Source organism: Chitinophaga fulva, from assembly GCF_012927205.1.
GTDB classification, from domain to species: Bacteria; Bacteroidota; Bacteroidia; order Chitinophagales; family Chitinophagaceae; genus Chitinophaga; species Chitinophaga fulva.
In genome coordinates this window covers 4,105,229-4,131,411 of the sequence record NZ_JABBGC010000001.1, presented here as the reverse complement: position 1 = coordinate 4,131,411, position 26,183 = coordinate 4,105,229, and the positions used below count along the sequence as shown (strand labels likewise).

Genomic DNA, 26,183 nt, shown 5'->3' with positions numbered 1-26,183 from the left:
AAAGTAATACAAGTCATGCTCAATAAAATCATTCAACGACCAGTACTCGCCACCGTTATATCGGTGATCCTGGTGATTCTGGGTATCGTAGGCCTTACCCGCCTGCCGGTGACCCAATTCCCCGACATCGCTCCGCCCAGCGTAGTGGTGAGCGCCACCTTCCCTGGTGGTAACGCAGCCACCGTACTGCGCTCGGTGGTAACGCCGCTGGAAGAAGCCATCAACGGCGTGGAAAACATGACCTATATACAGTCCACCGCCAGCAACGATGGTATGGGCATGGTCACTGTTTTCTTCAAACTGGGCACCGACCCGGACCAGGCCGCGGTAAACGTACAAAACCGTGTAGCCCAGGTAACCAGCCAGCTGCCTGCTGAAGTAATACAGGCCGGTGTTACCACCACCAAACAACAGAACGGGATGATCATGATCCTCGATCTGGTAAGTGACGACAATAAAAAATATGATGAGGCTTTCCTCCAGAACTACGCTAAGATCAACGTCATACCCGAGATCAAACGTATTCCGGGCGTAGGCCAGGCACAGATCTTCGGCGCCAAGGACTATTCCATGCGCGTATGGCTGAAGCCCGAACAGCTGTCGGCCTATAACGTTACACCTACAGAGGTGATGAACGCTATCCGCGACCAGAGCCTGGAAGCCGCTCCCGGTAAATTCGGGGAAGGCACCGACGAGCCTCTATCTTTCGTTATCAACTATAAAGGGAAATTCAATCTCCCTGAACAATATGAAAAGATCGTTATCCGCGTAGCCCCCGATGGTTCCGTGTTGTACCTGAAAGACCTCGCCCGCATAGAGCTGGGTTCCGCCAACTACACCACCGACAACCGGGTGAATGGTAAAGATGCCGTGACCATGGCCATCTTCCAGACCAACGGGTCTAACGCCAACGCCATCCAGACCGCTATCGGCGAGGTGATGCAAAATGCTTCGAAGACGTTCCCCAAAGGGATACGTTATAATGTGACCATGAGCACCAAGGAGCAGCTGGACATCTCCATCAAACAGGTAAAATCCACGCTGATAGAAGCTTTCGTGCTGGTGTTTGTGATCGTGTTCCTGTTCTTACAGGATTTCCGTTCCACCCTGATCCCGGCCATCGCAGTGCCTGTATCACTGGTAGGTACTTTCTTTTTCTTACAGATGATGGGCTTTTCCATCAACATGTTAACGCTCTTTGCGTTGGTGCTGGCCATCGGTATCGTGGTGGATGACGCCATCGTGGTAGTGGAGGCTGTGCATAGTAAGATGGAACGATCGCACCTTCCGGCCAAAGCCGCCACGATGTCGGCCATGGGCGAGATCACCGGCGCCATCGTATCTATCACCCTGGTCATGGCCGCGGTGTTCCTGCCGGTAGGTTTCATGGAAGGCCCCACCGGCGTGTTTTACCGGCAGTTTGCCTTTACGCTGGCCATCGCCATCCTGATCTCCGCGCTGAACGCGCTGACCCTGAGCCCTGCGCTGTGTGCCCTCTTCCTGAAGAACACCCACGCCGGCGAAGGCAGTCACGATGGCAAAGCCCCGGCCCCGAAAGGATTTGCAGGCCGCTTCTTCACCGCGTTCAACTCCGGTTTTACGGCGCTCACTAATAAATACGGGCGTGCTGTAAAATGGCTGATCTCTTATAAATGGGTAGGTCTTGGTTTACTCGGCATCATCACCGCGGCTACCGTATGGCTGATGCAGACCACACCGAAAGGCTTTATTCCCAACGAGGACGGCAGCTTTGTGGCCTACTCCCTGTCCCTCCCTCCGGGTGCGGGTTTGGAAAGGACCACCCAGGTACTGCACCGTGCAGATAACATCCTGAAAAAGATGTCCTTCGTAGAGTCCGAGACCAGCATCTCCGGTTATAACATTCTCAGTAACGGCGCCAGCCCGGCTTATGCCATGGGCTTCGTGAAACTGAAGCCTATCAAGGAACGTGGCGACACCAGCGACATCAACGATATCGTATATGTGCTCACCGAACAACTGGCTACGATCAAAGAAGGCACCTTTAGTGTGTTCACCTTCCCGACAGTGCCCGGCTTCGGCTCCTTCAGCGGCCTCGAACTGGTACTGCAGGACCGCACCGGCGGCCCGGTGGAGAAGTTCAGCGAAACAGCCAATAAGTTCATCGGTGAATTGATGCAGACACCTGAGATAGGCGTAGCCTTCACTATGTTCAAAGCGGATTTCCCGCAGTACGAACTGATAGTGGATGCCGTAAAAGCCAAACAGCTGGGGGTAAGCGTGAGTGATCTGATGATGACCATGCAGACCTACTACGGCAGTAACCAGGCCAACGATTTCAACCGGTTTGGTAAATACTATCGTGTGATGGTGCAGGCGGAACCTCAGGCCCGTAGTAATCCGGGCAGCCTCGAAGGCATATTCGTGAAGAATGATCAGGGGCAGATGGTACCGGTGAACAGTATCATCACGCTGAAGAAAGTATATGGCCCGGAGATGATGAACCGTTATAACCTGTTCAACTCTATCGCCATCAACGCCATCCCCAAACCGGGGTACAGCACCGGCGACGCCATCAAGGCCGTTGAACGGCTGGCCGCCACCAAACTGCCTACCGGCTTCAGTTATGAATGGACCGGTTTAAGTAAGGAAGAAAAAACTGCCGGCAACCAGATGGTGTTCATCTTCATACTGGCCCTGGTGTTTGTATACTTCCTGCTGGCAGCACAATATGAAAGTTACCTGCTGCCGCTGGCCGTACTGTTCTCCATCCCTACCGGTATCCTGGGCGTATTCCTCGCCATCAATATGGCCGGTATCGATAACAACATTTACGTACAGGTAGGTCTGGTGATGTTGATCGGCTTGTTGGCCAAGAACGCCATCCTGATCGTGGAGTTTGCCGTACAGCGGCGCCGTGCAGGTAAAACGCTCCTGTCGGCCGCGCTGGAAGCAGCCAAACTGCGTCTCCGCCCGATCATCATGACATCGCTCGCCTTTGTGGCCGGCCTGATACCGCTGATGGTCGTAAAAGGCCCGTCAGCACTGGGTAACCACTCCATCAGTATCGGTACCGCCGGTGGTATGTTGTCCGGTGTTATCCTCGGCGTGTTCATCATCCCGGTATTATTTATCGTGTTCCAGTACCTGCAGGAAAAAGTCACCGGTAAAAAACCTGTTGCTATCAAAGAAGCAGTTGCTGTATAAACACTTTTAAAAATCAGTATACAATGACTACCAATAAATCACTGTTGTTCGCTATTGCCGTGCTTTCCAGCACGGTGATGGCCTGCAGGGTGGGCAAAGAGTTCACCAGACCGGCCACCACGATCCCCACTCAATACCGGGACATGGCCGCTCCGGCAGACAGCAGCAATATCGGCCAGCTGTCGTGGAAAACCTTTTTCACTGATCCGGCGCTGCAAACGCTGATCGACAGTGCCATCGCGCACAACTTCGACATACAGACCGCCCTGAAAAATGCGGAGATCTCCGCACAAACGCTCAAAACCGCCAGGCTGGGCAATCTGCCGGACATCAACCTGCAAATACAGGCCAACCGCAGTTATCCATCCAAGAACAGTTTGAACGGCTCCATGGCAGATCAGTTTATGGGTACCCGTTATATGGACGACTATAACGCCAACGTGAGCCTGAGCTGGGAAGTAGTCGCCTGGGGTAAAATCAGCCGGCTGAAAGAAGCCGCCCTGGCCGGTTACCTGGCGAGCACCGAAGCTGCCCGCGCCGTACAGACCCGCATTGTGAGCGAAGTAGCGCAAGGGTATTATAACCTGCTGATGCTGGACCAGCAGCGTGGCATCGCCGCCAGGAACCTGGCGCTGAATGACAGCACGCTGTCGATGATGCAGCTGCAGTACCAGTCAGGTATGATCAACAACCTGGCCATCGAACAAACCGCCGCACAGCGGCAGGTGGCCGCTGCCCTGTTACCCCAATTAGAGCAGCAGATCATACTCCAGGAAAATGCATTGAGCATCCTTACCGGTACGCTGCCCGCCAGCGTCACCCGGAGCAACCGGCCTTCATCCGTTGTTACTGGCAGTCCGTTACAGGCAGGCGTTCCTGCCAGCCTGCTCAGTCAACGCCCCGACGTACAGGCAGCTGAGATGGCCGTTAAAGTGGCTAACGCCAAAGCAGGCATCGCACAGGCCAGCATGTACCCGGCCTTAAATATTACCGCCACTGCCGGCCTTAACACATTTAAAGCCAGCAACTGGTTCAGCATACCAGGCAGCCTTTTTGAAACAGTAGCCGGCAGCATTACGCAGCCGATCTTCCAACGGAAGAAGTTAAAGACAGATTGGGAAATAGCTAAAATTGAATGGGAAAAAGCAGCCATCGACTTCAGGAAATCGGTATTGACAGCCGTTGGAGAAGTATCGGACGCCCTCGTGAAGATCGACAAACTCAAAGCGCAACATGAGATGACGCAACTGCGGGTGGACAAGCTGCATAGCGCTACCAACAATGCCGGCTTACTGTTTCAAAGTGGCATGGCCACCTACCTGGAAGTAATCACCGCCCAAAGCAATGTACTGCAAAGTGAACTGGACCTCGCTTCCGTGCAACGTGCCCAACAAAGCGCTGTAGTGGAGCTTTACCGCTCACTCGGCGGCGGCTGGAAATAGGTATCATATGATTACTTTATATTTAGGGCCAGTTGAAGCACTAAAAACAAGCAATGACCAAAAATAACAGAACAGAAAAAATGTTCAACAGGTATTACCGGATATTTATCATTCCGATGATATTTCTCCTGTACTACCTGTTGTCCTACCTGGTAAATCCCTACAGCGAGTCATGGACCAGGATGTTCAAACAAAGCTGGAAGGAGTGGATGATAGAGATCACCATTATGATGGTTTTCTGTTGGCTGATCACAGAGTTGAGCCTGATCACCGCCCGGTGGATGGACCGGTGGATCCCCTGGGAACGATGGCCCATCCGGCGTTTCATAGCCCAGCTCTGTGGCCAGATCATCTCTGTGGGTGTGCTGCTGAGTATTTTTTACGTCATCCTGTCGCTTATATTCGGCCCCCGGGAGAACGAGCCGGTTACCGTACCCGAAAAGCTGGAAGAGTGGCAGTTTGTCTTTGTATGTGTGATGCTGTCCATCCTGATCAGCGCTGTACATACCGGCAACTTTTTCCTGCAACGCTGGAAAACATCCATGCTGGAGGCTTCCGAACTGGAACTTAAAGCCGCCGATCTGCGGCAGATAGCGATGCAGTCGCAGCTGCAGTCCCTCAAACTCCAGCTCGACCCGCATTTTATGTTCAATAATTTCAGTACACTGTCCGCACTGATAGAAGAAGATAAGACCACCGCGTTGTCTTTCCTCGAAAACCTCTCTCGTGTGTACCGGTATATGATCGTGAATCTTCCCAATGACATCATCACGTTGAAAGAAGAGTTGCGTTTTATACAGGCCTACATCTACCTGATCCGGATACGGCACGGAGACAATGTGGACATCCGGATTGACGTACCGAACGAGATTTCCGGCCGCGGCATCCCTCCTATCACGCTGCAACTGCTGATAGAAAATGCCATCAAACATAATGTTGCCACCGGGGACCACCCGTTGCACATTCATATCTATCAAAACGAAGAAGGAAAATTAACTGTCAGCAATAATACACAGCGTATCCCCAATGTGATCCCTTCAACCAAACTGGGCCTGGAAAATATCCGGAACCGTTATGCCCTGCTCTCCGACCAGACACCCGATATCAGGGAAGAAAACGGGATGTTTATGGTGACGCTGCCCTTACTGGACTTTTAAAACTTACTGTATGAGAATTGTGATCGTAGAAGACGAAAAACCCAATGCTACCCGCTTAAAGAACCTGGTGCAGGACATCTGTCCGGATGCTGTCGTGGACGCCATGCTGGACACTGTGAGCGGCAGTGTAGCATGGTTCCGGGAGAACCCTCATCCCGATGTAGTACTGATGGACATCCGGCTCGCCGACGGATTGTCATTTGACATATTCCAGGAGGTGCCCCTGCAATGTCCTGTTATTTTTACCACTGCTTACGATGAATACGCCATCCGGGCGTTTAAGGTGAATAGTATCGATTACCTGTTGAAACCCATCGAGAAAGAAGACCTGCGGCAGGCGCTGGACAAGATCAACAAACAGCCTGTGCAGGCCGGTCCTACCGAGATGGTGCAGCAGCTGCTCGAGTTCTTCAAACAAAAAGAAGTCTCCTACCGTACCCGTTTTATGCTTCCCTTCCGGGATGGATACCGTACCGTGCTGGTAGAAGATGTTGATTTTGTTTTTTATGCCACTAATGTTACCCACCTGGTGTTGAAGGACAAGTCGCACGTAGTCGTCACCCAGACGATGGACGAGCTGGAAGAGCAGTTAAACCCCGTTCAGTTTTTCCGTGCCAACCGGCAGCATATCATCGGTATACACAGTATAGACCGTATACTCCACTCTTTTAACGGCAAATTGCAGATAAGGCTGAAGCGCGATCCCGAGCGGGAAGTGCTGGTCAGCAAGGAGAAAGTGCCGCTGTTTAAACAGTGGCTGGACAAGTGATATTTTGCCTACATTTACTACATGCGATTTGAGGTATTACCAGTCATCGACCTGATGCTCGGCCTGTATCACCAACCGGCAGGCATGGAGCGGTTCCACCAGTATTTAAAACATTTGCAGGGCAATACCAGGGGTGACCTCGCCATACCGTTGGGAGGCTTTAATCCTATGGGCAAAGCACATGTCGCCGAAAAGCTGGAGCAGTTGAAGGCCCTGCATGCCGAAGATATCATGGCTGATACGCTGTCGTCCCTTGGACCGCTGGCGTCTGGCGGTGTCTTTAAAGTAGCGCTAAATCTCTGTGATGATCTCAAAGGTGGCTGGACCCACCGTTATACTACCGATTACGATGCCCGTTTCAAGATACAGGCGCTGGTGGCCCGGGGCTTCTGTGTGCCTGTTTTCTGGACCAGTGAATCCTATGATGCAGCACTCATTCGCAGCCGGACACTGGAGAGTTGTTACCGGACGTTGTATTGGTTAACCGCTTCGAAACCTCTTACGTTGGAAGACCATGGAAAGCAGGAAAGGTATGTGGCAATACAGGCGGGCAGCATTCCATTTTTCTCCGATGCCGCTATTGCAGCTTTTTATCAGCAGCATAAGGATAGCCGGGAATATGCAGTTATTTTTAATTTTTTGTATGGAGATGAAGCTGCCGCTTCTTTGGGCTTCCCCACATTCGGCATTCCCGGAGCAATGACCGGGCTACGTTATTTGCAACAGCTTACTTAAAGTGCAGGTGCCCGTTTTTATCGAAGTAATAATCCACGGTAGTAGTTGACTTCAGGTTCTCCAGGAAGGTGTTGATGGACTGGCTGCGTTCCAGGCTTCCGGTGAAGGTTTCGCTGGCAATGCGGGCGTTGTCCATAATAACGGGGATACCGAACCAGCGGGGCAATACGCGAGCAATTTCTCCCAGTGATGCATTAGAGAAATAGAAGACGCCCTGGCGCCAGGAGAGTTCTTCGGTTTCGTCGAAGGGGCGGATGCGGATTTCCTTGCCGTTGGCGACCGCCTGTTGACCGGGTTTGAGCATTACCTCTTCTCCGTTTTCCTTCATTTTCACCGCTCCTTCCACCAGCGACACTTTTATGGTATTGTTATCGTAGGAATTGACATTGAAAGAAGTGCCCAGTACCTGTACCGTGCTGGTAGCAGTATGTACGAGGAAGGGCCTATCTACATCTTTGGCCACTTTGATGAATGCTTCCCCATCGATAAACACTTCTCTTTCCTTGCCGAGGAAAGGTACAGAGAAACGCATGGTAGTCGCGGAATTGAGCCATACGTCGGAGCCGTCCGGCAGTTTCACCTTATAGTCGAGACCAACGGGCACGGTTAATGTTAACTTTTCGTTTCCTTCCGGTTTGTCGATGGTACTTGTTGCCAGTGAAAACGTTTTATTATTGTTGGTGAATTGTATTTTTTGCAGGGCGATGGTGCCGCTGTCTGTGGACAGGTTCACTACTTTACCGTTGGCCAGTTGCAGCTGTACGCCATGTTTTTTATCGGCGAGGTTCAGGTGCTGGTGGGTAGGCCGTGTGGGTTGAAACAGCCACCAGGAGGCGATGGCGGCTACTACCACCGCTGCGGCGGCCGCCCAGATAGCAGGGTGTATACGCCGGGTTACTGTAGCAGGTTCAGGCTGAATGGCCTCAGGTGTTTCTTCCTGTAACAGGAATGGGATAGCAGCTTCTGATGACTTATCCTGTTCCCATGGCATGGGTGCCATGGTGATTCCACCAGCAGGCAAAGTGGTAATCTCCTGCCATTGGAGGTGATCAAACCGGCTAAAGCCGTTTTCAATATCTTCGGAAGAATATAGTTCTAATGTCTGGTGCCATACGCTGGCCACCACGCTGTCGGTTTCGATCAGGTGGTCGAGATAGGCTTCATCAGCAGCGTTAATTACGCGACCGATTTTCTCCATCATCAGTTGCTGTATTTTTAAATTGGCTCTCATCACTTAAATAAGACACATTTTTTGGCAAGGCGGGCTAACGATTAATAGACTTTATTTTTCAGCAGGTTCCGCAGATCTTTCAGGGCGAGTGCCATGTGCGTTTTCACGGTGGCTTCACTGACGCCCAGATAGTTGGCTATTTGCTGGCGGGTAAACTGGTGCAGGTAACCCAGTTTAAATACCCTGGCCCTGACGGCCGGCAATTGTGCCATGGCGTCGGCCAGGTGTTGTTGCAGTTCTTTATTTTCCAGGATATCGGCAGGTGGCTCGTAATCAGGCGGCAGCTGTAAGCGGGCTGCGCGTTTACGCATGATCTCGTTATGCCGGATATAATTAAGGCAGCGATTACGGATACTGATAAAAAGGAAGTTCTTGATAGGACCAGTGAGGGCGCCTGTTTTGCTCCAGTCCATCTGCCAGAGGTCCACGAAAAATTTCTGGACCAGGTCTTGTGACTCCGTCTCCTGTTGAACGATCCCATAAGCCACTACTGTCAGCCATTTACGGTAGGTAGTATACACATACCCAAAAGCATCCGGATCCCGTTCCTTCAGCTTCTGCCATAATATCATATCATTTTCGTACTTATTCATGGCTGTGTATTCGGTCTTGATATGCAGCGGTGACAGGGTATGCAGTAAAAGTATCCGTCAAAGGGATAAACAGGCCAGTTACCATAAAGTACTGACATAGAATTAAGCATGGCAATAATGTTACGTTGATGAATGGCTCTCCTGCACAGAGCGTTTTTGATTAGTTTTTTTGTTGCAAACCGAGTAACGTACTAAAGCATATCAATAATAATAGTCCCACATGAAAATAACATATAACTAGAGGCTACAGCGAATCGGACGAAAAGAAAAGATGTTAATCAGTTGTTATGAAATCTCAGATGCAAAGAAAGAAAGCAAACACCAATTTGCATGTTAATTTTCTGTTATGGGCTGGAATCGCGTAACATTAAGTTAACGCGAAAAAATTCCCCCGTTGTTAGGCCAGCGATTTTTTTTTGTTGTCTTCATATTAGAGGTACCTGATTTTACAACAACAAATTTATCAAACCTATCAACGCATTGTCATGAACTTTACACACTATGTACGTCAACTGATCACACTGGTACTTATTGCCGGTATGCTGTACATCTCCCCTCCTGCAAGTGCATCCAGCCAGGGAGAAATGAAAGTGACACTTTCATTTAAAGATGCTCCTGTCAGTAAAGTATTTAAGGGCATTGAGAAACAAACGGGTCTTGTGTTCATGTATAACACCAACCAGATACAGGATAACTACCGGGTAAGCATATACGTAAAAAAGGCTTTGCTCAATGATGTACTCAAAGACATCCTTTCTACTAAGGGTATTACGTGGGAGTTCAGGACCAAAACAATTGTATTGAAGCCGGAGAGAGCTTCTGCACCGGTGAGTGCAGCACCGGCGGATTCAGGCAGCGTTATCTCCGGCGTAATCAGAGATCAGAATGGAGCGCCGTTACCGGGGGCATTCATCATTGTAAAGTCCACGCAGAAAGGTGCTGTCAGCAATGAAAAAGGAAAATTTTCCATCAATAACGTGCCGCGCGGGGCACTGCTGCAGATCAGCTATACAGGGTACACGTCAAAGTTGCTGACTGCAACAGCAGAGCCGATGCAGGTAAAGCTGGAAATAGCTGACAACAAGCTGGATGAAACGGTGGTGATGGCGTATGGTACTACGTCGAGGAGATTGAATACAGGGAATATTGGGAAAGTGACGGGTGAGGAGATTCGTATGCAGCCGGTGTCAAATCCGCTTGCGGCGCTGGAAGGAAAAGTACCCGGGGTATTAATCACACAAAGCAGCGGAGGCCCTGGTGCTTCGGTGAAGGTCCAGGTAAGGGGACAAAACTCACTGATTAACGGTTCAGAGCCACTGTTCATTATTGATGGAATACCTTTTGCGCCTAACAATGGGAACATCAACAGCCTAAACTCCATACTTAGTCAAAAAGACGGGGGATTAAGTCCTTTCAGCATGATCAATCCATCAGACATCGAAAGCATAGAAATACTGAAAGATGCTGATGCAACTGCCATCTATGGCAGCCGGGGGGCAAGCGGAGTAGTGCTTATTACCACAAAAAAAGCCAAGGCCGGTAAAACAACTCTCAATACGAATATAAACACGGGTATTAGTACAGCAGCCCGGGTAATCAAAATGATGAATACCCAGGAATACCTGGCGATGCGCAGAGAAGCCTTCAGGAATGATAGTCTGACGCCAAGCGCCTCTCCCACGGCCCCGGGATATGCACCTGACTTAATGGTCTGGGATACCACCAGATATACAGATTTACAGAAACTACTTTACGGGGGGCAGGCCCGCTTCCTGAATGCCTCCTTGTCTGTTTCTGGCGGCAGTGAACAAACCCAATTTTCACTGGGTGGAAATTTCCATCGTCAAAACACCATACTACCTTCCGACGCAGCAGATAATCAATCGTCCATAAAGCTGAATCTAAATCATACGACTTCGGATAGGAAACTAACCATTTCAGTTACCTCACTCTCGAGTTTTGACAACAACAAATTAATAGCCGGCAGTTTCTTGGGCTCTCAGTTACCTCCCAATATGCCCAAACTTTATGACTCAACCGGACACCTCAACTGGACTATGGATGGGGTGAGTTTTGAAAACCCTATGGGCGCATTCGAGTCACGGTACACAGCAACAACCAACAATTTTCTGAATAATCTAACAATCGGCTACAAAATGATGGATGGGCTTACCTTCCGTACCAGCGCCGGATTCAATATTATGACTGTAAAAGAGCAGCAGCTCATTCCCATCGCGGCGTCCAATCCCGCTACAAATCCAGCAGGGTTGTCCTCGTTTTCAAACACCAACTTCAAAAGCTGGATTATTGAACCTCAATTAGAATACACCCGCTCTTTTCTCAGGGGTAAACTAAATGCATTGCTTGGCAGTACATGGCAAACTACCGAGAGGGACAATATCTTCTTTTACTTCTACGGCTACACTACAGATAACCTGCTGGGTTCAATTGCAGCTGCACCTACCGTTCTGGGTAAATCCTCAGATGATTCCAAATACCGGTATCAAGCATTGTTTATGCGTATCAACTATGCATATGCAAACAAGTATATAGTAAATCTTACAGGTCGAAGAGATGGTTCTTCCAGATTTGGACCCAATAAAAGGTTTTCCAATTTTGGAGCAGTAGGTTTAGCCTGGATTTTCACTAATGAATCCTTCTTTTCTCACAACGTTAATTTTCTGAGTTATGGTAAATTAAGGGGTAGTTATGGTGTCACTGGAAGTGATCAGATTGGAGATTATAAATATCTCTCTACCTGGATACCTTCGTATGCTTATCAGGGGGGGATCACTGTCCGTCCCGACAACCCCTTCAATCCTGAATTCAACTGGGAAATGAACAAAAAACTGGAAGGCTCACTAGATTTGGGGCTCTGGCGCGACAAAATTCTGTTTACTGCAACATACTACAAAAACAACAGTAGTAATCAACTCGTTAATTATCCACTCTCTATTCAGACCGGCTTTACCAATATCACCCGAAATTTGCCAGCAGTTATCATCAATAAAGGGTGGGAGTTTGAGCTAAGTTTCAGGGTTATTAACTCAAAGGATCTCAAATGGAGCGTACAATCAATTTTAACAATGCCAACAAACACATTGGCAAGTTTTCCATCTCTTGAGACATCCAGCTATGCCAGCACCTATGAAACTGGCAGATCCATTAATCTGGTAAAACTAGCCAAATTTACAGGTGTTGATCCCAAAACCGGCTTATATACATTTGAAGACGTCAATAAAGACAATAACATTGATTACAAGGATTATCAATATATCGGAAAAACAGATCCGGACTATTACGGCTCAATTGGAAGTGAATTGAACTTCAAAGGATTTAAGTTAAATGTACTTTTCAGTTTCAGAAAACAATGGGGCGCCAATAACCAGCTTAGCATCTATCAATCGAATAACTTCCCGGGCTTGATGTCTAATCAACCCACAATCGTCTTCGACAGATGGACTCAACCCGGAGATAAGACGTCATTTGAAAAATTCACTGCTACCACCAATAGCCCGGCTTATAAACAAGCAACTTTGTTTGGAGCATCCAGTGGCGTCTACGGTGATGCCTCCTTTATCAGGTTAAAAAACGTTTCTCTCAGCTATATGATTCCCGACAATACGCTCAAAAAAATAGGATTAAAGGGAGGGAGATGTTTCATTCAAGGACAAAATTTATTTACCATAACCAACTACCTGGGAGATCCCGAAACGCAAAACTTCTATGGCATTCCACCCTTGAAAACAATAGCAGGGGGATTGGAGTTTACATTATAAACAGGTAAATCTATCAATAAAGTCAAAACAACAAATTTATGCAAAAAAGCATCCATTATAGAAATAAACGGAAGGGTACATTTTGCCTGCGTTTCAAATCGCATAGACTCAATAAATCAGCATCTGGAGTTATCCTGCTTATGCTGTTACCAATTGTGGCATGTAACAAGTTTGTTGATGTACCCTCTCCTGTGAACAAGATTGCCGCTCAGGAACTTTTTAAAGACGACGCGAATGCAACCTCAGCTGTAACCGGTATATATGGACAGATGGCAAATTTAGTACAAAATATCGCCAATGGTTCTATAACATCCTTAACTGGTATTACTTCCGATGAATTAAACTACATTAACAATGCAGCAGCCATTAAAGAATTTCAAACCAATTCTATTTCAACAAATAATTCAACCAATGTAGGAGACTTCTGGGCACCTGCTTACAAATATATTTACCAGGCAAATGCCAGCCTGGAAGGTATTGCCGCCAGTACAGGCATATCTCTCAAAACAAAAAACCAGCTGGAAGGAGAATGCAGAGTAGTCAGAAGCCTGATTTATTTCTACTTAATACAGTTATACGGTGACGTTCCACTTATCACCACTACTAACTTCAACACGAACACCGTACAACGCAGGAATTCAACACCAGAAATCTATGATTTCATCATCAACGATCTCATTGAGGCAAAACAGGATTTAGCCGAAACCTACCCTACAACAGGGAGATTACGTCCTAATCTTTATACCGCAGAGGCACTGCTATCAAGAGTATATCTTTATACCGGTCAGTGGGGAAAGGCAGAAACAGAAGCTAATAACGTCATAAAATCAGCACAATACAGCCTGCAAACAGATTTAACAAAAATATTCCTGTCCGGCAGCAATGAGGCCATCTGGCAAATAGCTGCATCCATCGACGGTCTTAACACCAGGGAAGGTGTACTATTTGTAAATAGCAATGCTAATGCAATACCTAATTATCTAATTAGTGACGCATTAATGAACGGTTTTGAAGCGAATGATCCAAGAAAAACCGCCTGGATAGGAACCAAGACCATCAGTAACAAAATATATTATTTCCCCTATAAGTACAAGCTCCCCATGTCCAGTACATCAACCGCCAAAGAAAACTACGTCATGTTTCGACTGGCGGAACAATATTTAATCCGATCTGAAGCGAAAATCAGACAAGGAAAAACAGATGAAGGGGTGAAAGATCTAAATATAATCAGGGGAAGGGCAAGAGGAAACAACAGCACAATTCTACCGGACCAGCCCATGGGAGCCACTCAACAACAGGCATTATCATACGTCATTAAAGAAAGAAGAATTGAATTAATGACGGAATGGGGCAACAGGTGGTTAGACCTAAAGAGATTCCATCTTTGCACAGCAACACTACAGCCAATAAAACCAGGATGGCAAGATACAGATACACTATTTCCCATTCCTCTGCAGCAAATACTTATCAACAAGAACCTGACGCAAAATAGTGGATACAACTAACAATCATTTTTCAAAATCAAATTTTTATTTCTCGTAAACTTAAAAAAATGAAAAAGACCTTTCTTTTAACCCTCATTTGTTATCAAATCTGTCAAATAGCTGTCGCACAAAAAGTGAATATCGGAGAAAAATGTCCTGACACAAAATTAACAAGCCTGTTAAACTACAAATCAGCAGAGGCCAATCTACTGACAGCATTCAACGACAAGCCGTTAATCATCGATTTCTGGTTCATCAGATGTCCTCCTTGCATCGCGACAATGATTAAACTGGATTCACTCCAGAAGATATACAAAGATCAGTTCAACATATTGATGGTAACCAGCGAAAAAGAAGAAGACGTAAAAAACTTTTTAAACCACAATGAAAAGTTTAAAAACCTGAAACAACCCATTGTTTATACCGCACATTTAACATCAGATCTAAAAAAAATGTTCCCTCATTTCGGAGAGCCTCATGAAGTTTGGATAGGAAAAAATGGAATCGTACAAGCAATCACCTCGTTCTATGAGATTACGTCTGAAAACATCGAAAAGTTTTTGAGAGGAGATTCATTAAACCTACCAGAAAAAATGGATGATTTTGACACAAAGTATGCAATGGGTGGGCAAGCACTTCTCATAAGTGATGAAGAAAGAAGCGGTGGGAAAAGAAAAATTTATTATTCATGGATAGGAGACGCAGACCCGCGGGTACCTTCCCTCTCTTCAAGAAGAAACGAACAAGCGATGCCGGGTATTCATCTAATATACCAAAACATAGACATCGTTGGACTATACCGGGAAGCATATAACCTCCGGAGAACCAAATGGCAAATTGAAAGTGCCAGAGTAATAACAGTATCAAAACAATTCAGGGATACACTTAGACTTCAATCAGACTATAGAACTAAAAAAAATGTCTTCTGCTATGAAGTATTCCTGAGAGATTCATCTGAATCCCCGATAAAGAAAATAATGCAGCGAGACCTTGATAATTTTTTCCAGCTTAAAAGCAGCATCAGACGACAAGACGTACAATACTATGTACTTTCCACATTAAAAAAGCATTCGAATAACGCATTTTCAACGAAAGAAAAATTACATAGCGGATACATTGAGAACAAAGGTGACAGTATTTCTATAAAAAGCATGCCCTTGCACACTATTCTTGAAAACCATCTATATAATGACCTGACACATGACATCATAAATGAAACCGGATATAACGGAGCAGTAGATATAGTAATACCCCAGAGCAAGGACATTAAAAAATTAAAACAAGCGCTAAACAAATATGGGCTGGACATCAATCAGGAAACGAGAGAGGAAAATGTCGTCATACTACAAGATGTAGATGACCGACAATAGCCCCTTCTTTTCAATTAAATTCCCTGCACATGTTCTGATGATTTAAAAAAAAGGAAGGAGATAACATCATATCATCTCCCTCCTTTTTACCAGAGTTATCGATGAAATAATGTAAGTACCCTGATGTTCGGAAAAGTGCCTCCTGTTCCACGCAGACAAACATTAGCGCCTCCAGTACAGTTACCCAATAATTGAGCAGAGGAGACTGTCGTGGTAAATATCACAGATCCGCTAATTGTATGCCATCTGTAAATGGTGTTTACCCAATTACCAGCGCCCCGATGAGCAGCCGCATAAGCCCCTCCAACACCAGCCATAGCCATAAGCGTTGCAAAGAAAATCTTGATCTTTTTCATAAACATGAATTTTTCAGGCAACTTAGGGATAACATTAGGCTTCATAATGTCCAAATCTCCAAAAGTATTTTATCGGAGATTCATCAAAATCCAAACCATAGAATATTGCAACAGAATTTGAGCAATTTATTTTATTTAAAAATACCGTTGGATAAATACCAATTATATACCTCACCTACATACCTTGAACTGGCATAACGCTTAGTAGCATATACTCTTTTAACACCCAGCAAAACGCCAATTACTGCGATAATAATTTTATCCTTTTCATAGCTAATCTCATTAATGCTAAAATCAAAAAACATACAGCTATTAATGTAAAAAGGGGAATACTGTAAAAAGAATGAGATAGTAAATTATGATCTCTTTATCTGACTGAAAAAAATTAGAGATGGTGCAACGTAACGATTGGATTCGGAGTTGGAGTAATCGCTGTTCCACGCATACAAAAATAAGGACCATCTGGACAGTTTCCATATAATCGAGCAGTAGGAATTGTTGCGGTGAATAATACTGGTGCATTAGGTGGAACCGTACGCCACCTGTAAAGAGTACCGACCCTGTTAACAGAATCCTGATTAGTAGCTGCATAAGCGCCTCCAATACCCATTATAGCTGTCAGAGCTGTAAAAAAATTTGTATCCTTTTCATAAACTATCCTTACTAAGATAAATCTCATATCTATTTTCGATTTATTCATTGACGCTTCAGAGTCACCGGAGGCATCAGTAAATAGTACGCAGTACCTCTCAGACAGACGAATGCGACACCCTCTAGACATGCACTTCTTGCCACTTGAATAGTTGCGCTAAACGCCAGTTGTCCATCTAAATACCAATTATACACCTCCCCTACATACTTCGAACTGGCATGATGTGTAGTAGCATATGCTCCTGTAATACCCAGTAAAGCACCGACTACCGCGATAACTAATTTTATCTTTTTCATAACTGATCTCATTAATGCTAAAATCAAAAAAACACAGTAGCCATTAATATAAAAGGGGGATACTGTAAAAAGAAAGAGATGGCAAATTACCATCTCTTTCTCTGACAGAAAAAATTAGAGCTTGTGCAATGTAACAATTGGAACCGAAGTTGGAGTAACATTTGTTCCACGCAAACAGAAATTGCTACCATCTGTGCAACCGCCAAACACCTTGGCATTAGGAATTGTTGTGGTGATTAATACTGGTCCATTAGGAACAACAGTACGCCACCTGTAAATAGTACCTGCCCTGTTGTTAGTAGATTCCTGATGAGTAGATGCATAAGCTCCACCAATACCCACTACAGCTGTCAGAGCTGCGAAAGCAATTTTAATCCTTTTCATAAATCTGATTTTTTAAAGGTTATTAAAATATTATTTGCCGTATTTTTAACAGGTCGGCAATTCTGTACCATGCGCAAGAGTATCTTAATTTAATTTTAAATTCTTTTTATTTACCTGAATCAGGATGGCCAGCACTCCCAGGCTCAAAAAAAACAGGTTGAACCATAAATGCTGCCCCCATGTAAACTTAGGAACAACGCCGGCACAAGTACAAGGAGGATTCTTGAAGTAACCGAACTTAGCCAGAGAGATATAACCAGTAAATACGATCATCAATCCTGTCCCCAACTTCAATCCCATCATTCTGTATCGTGGAAACAGCAACACCAAAACGATTAGTATCAAAGAAATGGGGATGGCCCACATTAAAAAAGGCACCCAGGAGCGACTAAATGGCTGCAGCTTCAGCTGAAATTCAAACATATCTATCCTGAACAACTTAGCCGCAGCCGCATAAGAAAAAAGCAGGATATAAGCAAAAGCTGCTACCTCAGTTAAAAATTGTTTTTTCATAGTATCATTAATTTTTGGAAACATACTTTTTCACCATCTGTTTCAGTTCTTCTAACTCAGGCCTTTTCTGCGGACTCTCTTCAAAACATCTTAATATAATTTCGAGGAAGGCCGGCTCCTCAACGGCCTTCATTACTTCCGATATACGTACCATACCATCTTTATCAAGATAAGTACCCGGATGCTTTCCGGTTAAGACATGCAGCAACAACGCTCCCATGGCATAAATATCCTCCTTAGCCGATGGGTTTTGGTGCAAAATCTGTTCGGGAGAAACGTAGCCAAAAACACCCAACCCAAATGGACGTTTCGGTTCTTCTTTCCTGAAATTATATGACAGCTCTAGATCAATAGTATATACTTCACCAGAATTCAGAATCATAAAATTAGCTGCCGTTGCGTCCCTATGAGCATATCCGGCCGCGTGCATTTTCGCCATTATCTCCAAAACCTCCAGATAGTACTCCAGTAACTGATACTGCAAATCAGTCTGCAAATCTCTCCAATTCCTCCTTTGATACAACTTTTCAATCGTGGTATATAAATCAATACCTTCGAGAAATTCCATAACCAGGTAGCTATCTTCCCCTTGTTCGAAATAATCAATAAACTTAGGGATAGGTATGTAACCATCCAACTCCTGTAATGCCTTTGCCTGCCATTGCAACCTTTCTTTTATAGTTCTCCCATAACGATCTTCGAACATTTGATATTTCCCTTCTTTAATAAAGCACCAGTTGAATTTAAGCCCCTTTAGGTCAACAGATTTCAACAAATCCCCTTTGGGTGATCTGTTCAGCATTATCAAGGGAACATAACGCCACTTTAATATTCTTTTTGTTTTCCAGTAGCGAAACTTCGGTTCAACATAAAAGGGCAATTTCTTAACGTTAGGGGTATCTATCCTTATTTCTGTGAATGTATTACCATTTACATCTTGCTTTTCAACATGTTTAATACGGGTCACGTATATTATTTGCCCAATTCGTATAGTATTATTAACACAGGGTCCTCTAAAACCTCTTGTCACTTCATTTAATTGACCAATCAATGTTTTGGTAGTATGTTCATCGATAGTAAACACAACCAATATTTTACCTACTTCGTCAGGGCCCATCAAAAAATCATTTTTCCTTCCCGCGATGTCCCTATCCTTAATGAGACTGAATGATACCTTTGCCGCATACAATATGGGACAAACCTGTTTAATCAAATCGTCGATACAGTCAGTCTTCATAGTCAGAAATAAAACCCATCCGTCAACACCCGGAATTTCCCCAACATTGAGATAGAATTCGTCCTCCTGATAAGGAATAGACATTTCATCAAGCAGGTGGTGGAAACCATTTTGCTGATCAACATTCTGGTTGTGTGTTTCCTTCAATTCGTTTATCATATTTAGTCTTTTATGCAATACAAGCCCCCTGCCATTCAAGCAGATGGCATATCTTATTCGGGCATAGTTATTAAATATCACTTATCGGGATTACTTCATGCATCCATTGGCATAGCGAACCTGTAAAAGATCAGGAGATCTTTTCAAGTCTTTATTCTCAGCATTTTCATCCTAATTATTGGATCATATCTTTAATGGTACTGTACTCTTCGGAAAAACACTAACGGCCACTTTGATAACGTTGCTGGGTTCTTCTTTTCGGGCTTTCTGATTTTTTCCGCAGATCACGCTAACAATATAAAGTTCCTTAATAAAAAGATAACAAAATATTCATTTTGGAAATAGTACCTTATCATTTTAGGTTTTTGGGGAAAGTTAACATTGGAATTTTAACGGGTAGCACCCGGAAGTTTTCCGTGATATTTTTTATATTCCCGGGTAAAGTTAGCCGGATAGCCATATCCCAGCATATAGGCTATCTTATTCATACTCAGTCCTGATTCTCTGATAAGCCTTTCTGCAGTTTCCATTCGTTGTTTGACCAGGTACTTACTGATGGGTATCTGATAATATTTAGAAAAGCCCTTCTTAATCTTTGATTCACTGATGTTATACATATGTGCTAATTCGCTCACTGTATGTGGAATATCGAGATTCTGATCTATATAAGATTTAATACCGGCAAACAATAGAAAGTCGCTACTCCTTGTATCAGAATGTTGCTCACTTTCGAAATAGGTAACTACCAAAATCAACACCTCAAATATTTTGTTCTGGACCCATGTAGCTTTTAGTTTATCTAATACCCTGATCCTCTTCAATTCCCTAATCCGTCCACCCAGATCTTCCTGAATAATACCGGCATGTTTGCTGACAACAACGGACTTAACACCCTCTACAAGCGTCGTCCATTTATGCAACATAGGTGATAACCCTGCCAAATCATTGATTTGTTTCCGGGAAAAGGCCATGCCATGCCATTCGTAAACGCCCGGCTCAAAATACAACAACAACTTTTCCGGCTTTACCTCAAAAAGACAGAACTGCCCCTGATAAAAAAGCACTTTACCCATGTTTCTGACAAGCATTTCTGCCGTTCCCTGCAACATGCAGGAGCATACATGAAACGTACTCCTCACCTGCGTTTCGACGATAGATTTTTCATGAACAAAAAACATTGCATTGATAATCGAAGAGCCATTCGTTTCATATCTGTGCAAAAGAATGTCTATTTTAGAAGATCTGAATAAATGGGGAGTTCCAAAATCATATATGTATTGCTTATATTCCTCCGGAATAGCAATTGTTGGGACAACATGAATATTGGGAGCGTTGGCAATAACAAACTCAATAGTATGGATAGCGGACATCTAAAAAGCGGTTTTAAAGCATTCAACCAAAAACTCGTATCATACAATTTAGACAATACTACTGCTAGTATGCCACAGAACACGCCTCCACGAAACCCTTTACAAAAAACCGACATAGCCAATGTTAAGTTTTTACTACTGCGGCCATTCAAGCAGTTTGGTATCATAACTTAATAGTTATTTTTCACCCTATCAAAAAAACGTCCATACTATGATACTACGAATTGCTGAAACCGAACCTGATTTATATACCCGTGAAAAGGCTGTTCCATTTTTCTACTGTGGCCACATTAAACCATTCAAACAACCGTACTTTTTGCATTTCAAGGATGTGGGAATTCTCTTCCAGGATAAACAATACAAGGGGATTTCTCTTCGCCGGATGGTTTGTTTCACCGATAAAAGAAGAACACTGCTAATAAAAGAGCAAAAACCAAAACTAGTCATCGAAACCTCGCCCAACAAAACCCTGTATACCCGCTTCATAGAACAGGGTAAAGTACTCCTCGAACCAAATGAATACGGCATTACCCACGGCAGCAGTGAATACTCGTCCATCATCCTCACCCAGGGCAGACAGGAAATCATACGCCTGGAATTCACAGCAGATGCTCTCAAGCAGGAGAAACTATCCGACGTCACCAAACACTGGCACGACAACTTCGAACAGGAAAAATCCTGGCTGTACGGCAGCGGCAAAATCGACAACACGTTACAACAACTATTCAGCGACATTATTAATACACCCGCAAACACTCCGGAAGAAGAAGCCATCTTCGGCGCCAGATGCCAGGACATACTCCTCCACGTAGCAGCGCAGCACGTCCCGGCATAATTCCCTACCTTTATGAAATGACCATCCGCCCATACACCGCCGCCGACAAACACGCCTGCCTCAACGCCTTCCGCAGCAATATGCCGCGGTTCTTCGCACCGGAAGAACTCAATGACTTCGACGCATGGCTGGATACGCAAGCGCAACGTGACCTGGCCGATAAAGATAAAAGCGAATGCTACTTCGTCATCGAAACAAACGGGCAGGTAATAGGCTGCGGCGGCTACTACGTCCGCCCGGATAAAACCACCGCGGTGATGACCTGGGGAATGCTGCATCAGCAATACCACAAGCAAGGATGGGGCAAACAACTATTCCAGTACAGAGTAAGCATCATTAAAGAAGTATGCCCTGCATGCACCATCCAGCTGGACACGACACAACACTCCGCTCCTTTCTTCGCGAAAATGGGATTTGCGGTGACGAAAGTCACGCCTGATTTTTACGGACCGGGACTGGACCGCTATGATATGGAACTGAAAAACTAACCGTTAAACCGGGGATGGTTTAACCCATACAACATCACATATACATCGTCTCCTTCTGCATTAAATTCATTGATCAGGCCGATGCCCAGGATCTTATGGTCCATGTAATCCGACAGGCTGTCGGTTTCTGCGTCGAAGTTAGGTGTAAAATAAAGGCAGATACCCAAGAAATTAGGGCTCATCAGTCCGCCGGGAGGAGAATAGCAGCTAAAGCCTGCATCTACCTGCAGCACTTCACGCACCGTCATGCCTACACGAAGCACGCCGTTAACAGTGCCCTGATACCCTTTCGTAGCAATAATATTGGTAATCCTTCCATCATAGATATCTACTTTCAGACGGATAATACCACCCATATACCAGTATTCTATATATCGCAAGGAAGGCGTTGTCATGAGGCTGATCTTCTTGTCACGGGCAAAGTACTGGTCTGTCCGAAACATCTTCTCCAGTCCTTTTACCTCCATCCCCTGCTGAATACCACCAAGACTTACGCCGGGAATGATCGGTGCTTCAATGTCAAAATATTGCTCCTTCTCCATTTATTCTTTTAGTCAGGCGTCAAAAATAAGGGAATTCCTGTACAATCAGGTATACTACCTGCTCAGATATAAAAAAGCCTCGCAAGTGAACACACCTGCAAGGCTAAAACCGACACAACAAAAAATATGTATTCAACTCACTATCAATTAATTACAAATTAAAAAATGACTTTCAATTCAGAATGCCTGTTTTGTGAACTGCGTTTCATTACAAGGCACGCCATCCAGGCATCCATTGGTAATATGAAAAAAAGGCAGCTATCGCCGCCTTAAAACAAAAATAAACACAGGTGTGAGAAAACTATTTATCCGTCGGTTCCCACAATTCAATTTTATTCCCTTCTACATCAAGAATGTGAACGAACTTTCCGTAATCGTACGTTTCGATATTATCCAACACCGTCACCCCTTCTTTTTTCAGCTCTGTTACCAGCGCTTCCAGGTTTTCCACCCGGTAGTTGATCATGAAGTCTTTAGCGGAAGGTTCAAAGTATTTGGTCTTTTCGGCGAAAGGGGTCCACAGCGTATATCCTTCCTGTGTTGAGTCTTCTTTTTGTTTCCATTCAAACTTTGCCCCGTATTCGTTGGTATCAAAACCGAGATGGGTTTTATACCATTCTCTGACTTTCGCGGGGTCGTTGCATTTGAAGAATATGCCCCCGATGCCTGTTACGCGTTTCATGTTGATGTGTTTTTTGGTTGTATTGGTCAATACTGTATTGAATGCGAAACCAACACCGAATGATATCGCAAGCGCTAAAATGAGTAATGTCCTTTTTATCATGGGTGAATATTAAACAGAACAAAACTTTGTCACTCACACTTTATCTCCTCTTTATCAGCATAAAGGTACCGCCAGGCAAAATAAGACTTGTTACCAATCCTGTAACAGGTCACATTGCGGTGAATCTCTTTTCCCTTTTCGTTATAAATCGTTCTCTCCATCCTTAACACACCATTCTTCATCTGAATTTTCTGGGCTACAGCGCCTGACGCTTGTGCTCTTACTCTGTCCGGAAGCGAAACATCAGGCTTTATGGTAAGGCCTTTGCCCATCAGGAAATTTTCCTCTTCCCATTTTTTAAAAACAGACACTTCTTTCAGATAGCTGACCTTATTTTTAGGGTTGATCCAATAATTCAGGCTAACAATTTTATCCGGCATTACATATTCGTATGTACATTCCCGTGAAATATTTCCCACCTGGCTGTAGATCGTCCGCCAGTAGTTGCCTATCTTTTCATAATGATAACTTCTAACCGTCTTGCTGTCTGTATGATATGAAATATCTTTCTCGTTATTGTTCTGCGATTTTATTATAACGTACGGATAAACGAAAGGCGGCTTCAACGGCCTGATACCCTCCAGGGTAAACATGTCCATATCTCCAAAAACTGCTTCTGTATGCTGACTGTATCCAGGAAGCGCGCAGAAAAAGCATAAAACGAATAAACTCAATAGCCGGGCCATATAAAATTTGTCTTATTAGACATTCAAATATAAAGTATCTGTTGCACGCCTGCAATATTTAAACAGCTGTTACCCCTAGCTTTGAACACAGTAATCCTTACTGTAAGCACGTTATCCCATACAATTCATCCTTAAACATCCTCCCATGAAAATCAAATTTTACCCGCTCCAATTAACCCTGCTCATTGCCTGGATTACCTGTATGCTGCCACGCGGAGCACAGGCACAAACTTACGCCAATACCCAAACGAACGGCGTCACCGGGCTTTGTATACTCTGTGGCGTCATCAACCCGGGCAATTCCGTCAATGCCAATCACGATGACTACTCCAGCTTTGCTATCACCGCCGGGCTGCTGGGCGTGACAGTGCAACAAACGCTGATATTTCCTGCCGCCAGTACGACCGGCTGCGATTCTTTAGTCATCAGCATTGGTAGCGGAAGCTCCCTGCTCTCCGCCAACCTGTTCCGGGGCGTAACGGTGCAGACATTCAACGGCAATACAGCTAACAATGACGCCCTGATCGTAGACAGCACTATCCTGCGACTGCTACAGGGAAATACCCGGGCGGAAGTACTGCTGCATCCCAAACAAACATTCGACCGGGTCAAAATCACGCTGAGCAGCAGCCTACTGGGCTTACTGGACGACTTCCGTGTCTATTACGCTTACTACCATAGCGGCACTCCGGCTGCTCCTGTATACAGTGTTCCACAAGGCCAGGTATGTGGCGCGCAGTCACTGCCGGTGTTAAACCATCAGCAGGGAACCGACTACCGGGTGAAGGCTAAGTATACCGCTGCTGACGGATCTGTTGTAAAAGACAGCTCCTGGACGGTAAAAAACAAGGACACCATCGCCGTACCTGGTATCGTTGCCTTTATGGGCGCTACGGTCAATGTGGTGGTACGGGCCGTGAATCCCTTTACCGGCTGCACCTCCGACAGTGTAAAACAGCTTTATCATATTGGCGGCAGCGGAGGACTGCCCAGCGTGGACGCCGACAGCGTCACCATCTGCAAAGGAGGATATGCCTTTTTACACGCTTTCAGCAATCAATCTGCGGATATGGTGGTCCGTTGGTATGATGCACCTGTTGGCGGTAAGTGGCTGGGCGCCGGCAACTACTTTTTGGTGTTCCCCGATACGACTACCACCTACTATGCAGCTGGCGCCTTTAGCTGCGAATATCCGCAGCGCAGACCGGTGAAAGTCATCGTACACAGCATACCCGACCCGGTATTTTCCGTACCGCAGGCAGCGGTATGTGATACCCAGGTGATAGCCGTACAAAACCATCAGCCGGGATACGGCTATAAAGTCCGTGTGCTGCACTCCGGCTTCTTAGGCCCGGTAGCGGATACCACCTGGTACCTCGTTAATGACAATCGTATCATTATCCCTCCGCATATCGCCTACTCCACGCTGGAAGTGGAACTCTATGTGCAGGCGATAGCCGACGACTGCCTGTCAGACACCGTGCACCAGGTATTCCTGCAAGGCGGTTTCGCAGGACCGGCAACCCCTGACATGGACAGTGCCGGTATTTGCCAGGGTGACAGCGTAACCCTGCACGCGGTTGACCCACGTTCCGACTTTTCCGCCATCCGCTGGTATGACGCCCCTTCCGGCGGTAACCTGCTCTTTACCGGTAAGTACTATACGGTACATCCCCTCACTACCACCACGTACTACGTTACTGCCGGATTTGACTGCGACTACCCGCAACGGCGCCCTGTGAAGGTTACCGTTAACCCGTGCGCCCTGCGACAAAGTGCCTTGGTAACACCACGGGCCGGAAAAACAATAACACTCCGGTTATTCCCCAATCCTACCAGCGGGGAAGTAAAAATCGACAGTAAAGAGGACCTGAGCGGGGCCCTGCTTTTACTATTCGACGGGCAAGGCAGGGAAGTGAGTAGAAACAGGCTGAACAACAACATTTTCCGGATAAAGGGCACAAACGGATGGTATCACGTTAAAATAATTTCGCATAGCGGAGAAGTGTATCAAAGCACGATCCTGTTACAAAAATGATATCCCCCTGCATCATCTAACAGTGGCCAGCCAGCATATTGGCTAGCCACTGTTTTTTCATACCCCGCCATGACCACCGTTCTCCTAAAGGAATGAA

At 45.5% G+C, this 26,183-nt stretch carries 21 protein-coding genes; 11 read left to right on the top strand and 10 right to left on the bottom strand.

All coding sequences use genetic code 11. The annotated features are described in order from the left end of the window. Positions 1–15 precede the first annotated feature (15 nt). The 5 genes from HHL17_RS16785 to HHL17_RS16765 are packed head-to-tail and all read left to right on the top strand — an operon-like array spanning position 16 to position 7,289. On the top strand, positions 16–3,186 hold the full coding sequence (locus tag HHL17_RS16785; protein WP_169225832.1) for an efflux RND transporter permease subunit: 3,171 nt from the start codon (positions 16–18) through the stop codon (positions 3,184–3,186). Positions 3,187–3,209: 23 nt separating this feature from the next. Further along, positions 3,210–4,628 (top strand): efflux transporter outer membrane subunit, encoded by a 1,419-nt coding sequence (locus HHL17_RS16780; protein ID WP_169225831.1) that lies wholly within the window; start codon positions 3,210–3,212, stop codon positions 4,626–4,628. 53 nt (positions 4,629–4,681) lie between these two features. Next, positions 4,682–5,785 (top strand): sensor histidine kinase, encoded by a 1,104-nt coding sequence (locus HHL17_RS16775; RefSeq protein WP_169225830.1) that lies wholly within the window; start codon positions 4,682–4,684, stop codon positions 5,783–5,785. A 10-nt stretch (positions 5,786–5,795) separates the two neighbouring features. Further along, a complete protein-coding gene (locus HHL17_RS16770) occupies positions 5,796–6,554 on the top strand; it encodes a LytR/AlgR family response regulator transcription factor (protein ID WP_169225829.1) in 759 nt (252 codons plus the stop codon). A gap of 21 nt (positions 6,555–6,575) precedes the next feature. Continuing rightward, positions 6,576–7,289 (top strand): hypothetical protein, encoded by a 714-nt coding sequence (locus tag HHL17_RS16765; protein WP_169225828.1) that lies wholly within the window; start codon positions 6,576–6,578, stop codon positions 7,287–7,289. Here HHL17_RS16765 and HHL17_RS16760 read toward each other — a convergent pair. Both HHL17_RS16760 and HHL17_RS16755 read right to left on the bottom strand, forming a co-directional pair. Beyond that, a complete protein-coding gene (locus HHL17_RS16760; RefSeq protein ID WP_169225827.1) occupies positions 7,282–8,520 on the bottom strand; it encodes a FecR family protein in 1,239 nt (412 codons plus the stop codon). The two genes, HHL17_RS16765 and HHL17_RS16760, sit on opposite strands and share 8 nt — an antisense overlap. Before the next feature lie 41 nt (positions 8,521–8,561). Then, positions 8,562–9,113 (bottom strand): RNA polymerase sigma factor, encoded by a 552-nt coding sequence (locus HHL17_RS16755; RefSeq protein ID WP_169225826.1) that lies wholly within the window; start codon positions 9,111–9,113, stop codon positions 8,562–8,564. A 485-nt stretch (positions 9,114–9,598) separates the two neighbouring features. Between HHL17_RS16755 and HHL17_RS16750 the strand changes: the two genes are divergently transcribed. Genes HHL17_RS16750 through HHL17_RS16740 form a run of 3 tightly spaced genes read left to right on the top strand, consistent with a single transcriptional unit; the run spans position 9,599 to position 15,746 of the window. Then, entirely contained in the window at positions 9,599–12,892 is a 3,294-nt protein-coding gene (locus tag HHL17_RS16750; protein WP_169225825.1) for a SusC/RagA family TonB-linked outer membrane protein, read from the top strand. Between the two features lie 38 nt (positions 12,893–12,930). Then, positions 12,931–14,397, top strand: coding sequence for a RagB/SusD family nutrient uptake outer membrane protein (locus HHL17_RS16745; RefSeq protein WP_169225824.1), 1,467 nt, complete (start codon positions 12,931–12,933; stop codon positions 14,395–14,397). Between the two features lie 47 nt (positions 14,398–14,444). Further along, entirely contained in the window at positions 14,445–15,746 is a 1,302-nt protein-coding gene (locus tag HHL17_RS16740) for a TlpA family protein disulfide reductase (protein WP_169225823.1), read from the top strand. Between the two features lie 95 nt (positions 15,747–15,841). Here the strand turns inward: HHL17_RS16740 and HHL17_RS16735 are convergent, their stop codons facing one another. The 5 genes from HHL17_RS16735 to HHL17_RS16715 form a co-directional block, all read right to left on the bottom strand. After that, a complete protein-coding gene (locus HHL17_RS16735; RefSeq protein WP_169225822.1) occupies positions 15,842–16,102 on the bottom strand; it encodes a hypothetical protein in 261 nt (86 codons plus the stop codon). Between the two features lie 1,062 nt (positions 16,103–17,164). Further along, a complete protein-coding gene (locus HHL17_RS16730; RefSeq protein ID WP_169225821.1) occupies positions 17,165–17,434 on the bottom strand; it encodes a hypothetical protein in 270 nt (89 codons plus the stop codon). Between the two features lie 84 nt (positions 17,435–17,518). Then, positions 17,519–17,947, bottom strand: a complete 429-nt coding sequence (locus tag HHL17_RS16725) for a MauE/DoxX family redox-associated membrane protein (RefSeq protein WP_169225820.1) — start codon at positions 17,945–17,947, stop codon at positions 17,519–17,521. 7 nt (positions 17,948–17,954) lie between these two features. Continuing rightward, positions 17,955–19,343, bottom strand: coding sequence for a serine/threonine protein kinase (locus HHL17_RS16720; RefSeq protein WP_169225819.1), 1,389 nt, complete (start codon positions 19,341–19,343; stop codon positions 17,955–17,957). A 389-nt stretch (positions 19,344–19,732) separates the two neighbouring features. Continuing rightward, positions 19,733–20,713, bottom strand: a complete 981-nt coding sequence (locus tag HHL17_RS16715; RefSeq protein WP_169225818.1) for a helix-turn-helix transcriptional regulator — start codon at positions 20,711–20,713, stop codon at positions 19,733–19,735. Between the two features lie 211 nt (positions 20,714–20,924). On the opposite strand from HHL17_RS16715, the gene HHL17_RS16710 reads away from it, so the two are divergent. Further along, positions 20,925–21,548, top strand: coding sequence for a hypothetical protein (locus tag HHL17_RS16710; RefSeq protein WP_169225817.1), 624 nt, complete (start codon positions 20,925–20,927; stop codon positions 21,546–21,548). Between the two features lie 17 nt (positions 21,549–21,565). Continuing rightward, positions 21,566–22,036: a GNAT family N-acetyltransferase gene (locus HHL17_RS16705; RefSeq protein ID WP_169225816.1), complete on the top strand. Its 471-nt coding sequence runs from the start codon at positions 21,566–21,568 to the stop codon at positions 22,034–22,036. Here HHL17_RS16705 and HHL17_RS16700 read toward each other — a convergent pair. The 3 genes from HHL17_RS16700 to HHL17_RS16690 form a co-directional block, all read right to left on the bottom strand. Continuing rightward, positions 22,033–22,578 (bottom strand): hypothetical protein, encoded by a 546-nt coding sequence (locus HHL17_RS16700; RefSeq protein WP_169225815.1) that lies wholly within the window; start codon positions 22,576–22,578, stop codon positions 22,033–22,035. The genes HHL17_RS16705 and HHL17_RS16700 overlap by 4 nt on opposite strands. Positions 22,579–22,879: 301 nt before the next feature. Then, entirely contained in the window at positions 22,880–23,260 is a 381-nt protein-coding gene (locus tag HHL17_RS16695; RefSeq protein ID WP_169225814.1) for a VOC family protein, read from the bottom strand. Positions 23,261–23,391: 131 nt separating this feature from the next. Further along, entirely contained in the window at positions 23,392–23,961 is a 570-nt protein-coding gene (locus HHL17_RS16690; protein ID WP_169225813.1) for a hypothetical protein, read from the bottom strand. A gap of 232 nt (positions 23,962–24,193) precedes the next feature. Here HHL17_RS16690 and HHL17_RS16685 point away from each other — a divergent pair, with 232 nt between their 5' ends. Further along, positions 24,194–26,086 (top strand): T9SS type A sorting domain-containing protein, encoded by a 1,893-nt coding sequence (locus HHL17_RS16685; protein WP_169225812.1) that lies wholly within the window; start codon positions 24,194–24,196, stop codon positions 26,084–26,086. Positions 26,087–26,183: the final 97 nt, after the last annotated feature.